Origin of the sequence: Streptomyces sp. NPDC059003, assembly GCF_042740445.1 — a bacterium.
Lineage (GTDB): Bacteria > Actinomycetota > Actinomycetes > Streptomycetales > Streptomycetaceae > Streptomyces.
On the sequence record NZ_JBHYJH010000393.1, the window covers coordinates 1 to 3,007 of the forward strand.

General features: G+C 75.5%; 2 protein-coding genes. Both read left to right on the forward strand.

Annotated features, from left to right (window positions below; genetic code table 11):
• Positions 1-379 precede the first annotated feature (379 nt).
• Entirely contained in the window at positions 380-2,125 is a 1,746-nt protein-coding gene (locus ACFWZ5_RS45935; RefSeq protein ID WP_384806664.1) for a glycoside hydrolase family 3 protein, read from the forward strand.
• Positions 2,126-2,279: 154 nt separating this feature from the next.
• Positions 2,280-2,888 carry a hypothetical protein gene (locus ACFWZ5_RS45940; RefSeq protein WP_384806666.1) on the forward strand — a complete coding sequence of 203 codons (609 nt, stop codon included), beginning with the start codon at positions 2,280-2,282 and terminating at the stop codon, positions 2,886-2,888.
• The last annotated feature ends 119 nt before the right edge of the window (positions 2,889-3,007 follow it).

Below are 3,007 nucleotides of genomic sequence, written 5' to 3' on the forward strand. Positions count from 1 at the left end.
TTTGAGGACGAGCGCGCAGCGCGGAGAGAAGGGGGTCTGGGGGCGGAGCCCCCAGTTTCGGGAAGGGGCGGGCTTGGGGAGCCCCCGGCAGGGTCCCACCCGCATCGCGTACCCCGTCCGTCCCCAATTCCCGGAAGCGGAGCCTGTTGGGGAACCTTGACGGGCGGCCCGTCGTCCAAGGGGCAACTGCCGGAGAGTCTCCGCAGCGCGGTGTCGGCATCGCTGCTGGCTGCGACCGCTGACCACCCTCTCCGCCGCCTGCGGCCGGCAGCCCGCCGCCACCGGTGCGCCCCCTCCACAGTGCCGGTGGCGGCCCCCACCCCACGCGCACCACGGCACGCACCTTGACCCGCCGCACCCCACGGGATACCTGTGGCAGGTGCCTCACGACTCCCACAGCGCCCACGAATCGACCGGCGACCCGCGAGATCTCCGCTCCCTGCTGTCCCGCATGACGCTCGAAGAGAAGGTCGGCCAGCTCTTCGTCCTGCATGTGTACGGGCACCACGCCACCGACCCCGACCCGGCCGACGCCGAGCTCAACGAGAAGGAGCTCGGCGTCAGGACGGCCGCGGAGGCCATCGCCAAGTACCGGCCCGGCGGGCTCATCTACTTCGGCTGGGCCCACAACACCCGCGACCCCCGGCAGATCGTCGACCTGTCCAACGCCGTCCAGGACGCGGCCCTCGGCGCGGCGCCGGGCGTGCCGCTGCTGCTCACCATCGACCAGGAGCACGGCGTCGTCGCCCGTGTCGGCGCGCCCGCCACACTGCTCCCCGGTGCCATGGCGCTCGGCGCGGGCGGCTCGCGCGACGACGTGCGCGAGGCGGCCCGGATCGCGGGCGCCGAACTGCGGGCGCTCGGCGTGTTCCAGAACTACGCGCCGTCCGCCGACGTGAACGTGAACCCGGCCAACCCGGTCATCGGCGTGCGCTCCTTCGGCGCGGGCCCGGGCGCCGTGGCCGACTTCGTCACCGCCCAGATCGAGGGCTACCGCGACGCCGGGATCGCCGCCGCCGCCAAGCACTTCCCCGGCCACGGAGACACCGAGACCGACAGCCACTCGGCGCTCCCGCACATCCACCACACCCGCGAGCAGTGGGAGCGGCTCGACGCCCCGCCGTTCCGCGCCGCCCTCGCCGCCGGTGTCGACGTCGTGATGACCGCGCACATCGTGGTCCCCGCCCTCGACCCGGCGCTCGACCCGGCCACGCTCTCGCATCCGATCGTCACCGGCGTCCTGCGCGAACAGCTCGGCCACGACGGCGTGATCGTGACGGACTCCCTGTCCATGCAGGGCGTGCGCACCAAGTACGGCGACGACCGCGTGGCCGTCCTCGCCCTCAAGGCCGGCGTCGACCAGCTCCTGCACCCGCCGCAGCCCGAACTCGCCTTCCACGCGGTCGTGTCGGCCGTGCGCGACGGCGAGCTCTCCGAGGAGCGCGTCGACGCGTCCGTCCTGCGCGTCCTCCGGCTCAAGGAGAAACTGGGACTCTTCAAGGACCCGTACGCCGCCGTCGACGGCCTCGACGAGGCGGTCGGCAGCCGGGGGCACCTCGACACCGCCGACCGCATCGCCGAGCGCACGACCACGCTGCTGCGCAACGACGACGGGCTGCTCCCCCTCTCCCCCGGCACCCGCCCGAGGCTCCTCGTCGTCGGCGCCGACCCCGTCTCGCCGTCCGGCACGACGGGCCCGCCGACCTCCGTGCTCGCCGCCGAGCTCACCGGACTCGGCTTCACCGCGACGGCCCTCGCCACCGGCACCGAGCCCGCCCCGGAGTCCGTCGACGCGGCCGTGGCGGCGGCCGCGGACCACGACGCGGTGCTCGTCACCACGTACGACGTCGCGGACGGCGACCCCCAGCAGGCGCTCGTCGCCGCGCTCGCCGCCACCGGCACCCCCGTCGTCGCCGTCGCCGTCCGCATCCCGCACGACGTGGCGCGGCTCCCCGAAGCGGCCGCGTGCCTGGCCGCGTACTCCTGGACGGACGTCGAACTGCGCGCCGCCGCCCGGGTGCTCGCGGGCCGCACCCCGCCCGTCGGCCGCCTGCCCGTGCCGGTGCCGCGCCCGGACGACCCCGGGCAGGTGCTGTACCCGATCGGCTACGGACTTTCGTACTAGCCGGTACGCAGTCGGTCCCCCGCGGGCGTACGCGGCGTACGCAGCGCGCCCCGCGGTCCGGCGCCAACGAGCGCAAAGCCCCCGGAGCGCCTGGCGGGTCCACCTCCCGCGGGTCACGCTGGGTGCACATGGCGTGCGGTTCGGGGGGTGTGCCGTGCCGGTGTCCAGGGCGGGAGCGGTGTGCGGGGGCGTGTTCCTCGCCGCCGCGCTCGCCCTGACGGGGTGTCAGCGGTCCGGCGTGGGCGGGGCCCCGCCCGCGTCCGGCGCCGACGACGGGCCGAGCAGCGGCGCCGACCTCCGGCCCGCGTACGGGGCCGTGTTCCTCGGGGCCGGCGAGTGCAGTTCGCGGGGGCGCGAGACCTTCACCGAAGTGCCCTGCACCAGCGAGCGGGCCGCCGCGCGGGTCGTCGCCCGCTACGACGGCCGGGACACCGGCGGGCCCGCCTGTCCCGCCCGCACCGACTTCGTCCTCCACATCAGCGACGACGACGTGGAGCGCGGGTACGCGTGCATGCGCAATCTGGAACCGCCGCACCCCGGGGATCCCGGTGAGGGTGGGGGGCCGCGGACGCTGGTGGGGGACTGTGTGTACGGGGCCGGGCGGGGGGAGGTGCGGGAGACCGCCTGTGATGGGTCGGGGCGGCGGCGGCCCGAGTACCGGGTGGTGCGGGCCGTGGCCGAGCGCGCCCAGTGCGCCGCCGGGACCGAGCTGTATGTGGCGCTTGGGGGGCGGTTGCCGGTGGGGTGTGCGGTGCGGGTGTAGCCCTCGCGGGTGGCGCCCCAGGCCCACCCCTTCACCGAAACCAGGGGCTGCCGCCCCTGGCACCCCGCTTATCGCCGCTCCGCGGCTCGTCCTCAAACGCCGGACGGGCTATTTCTAGC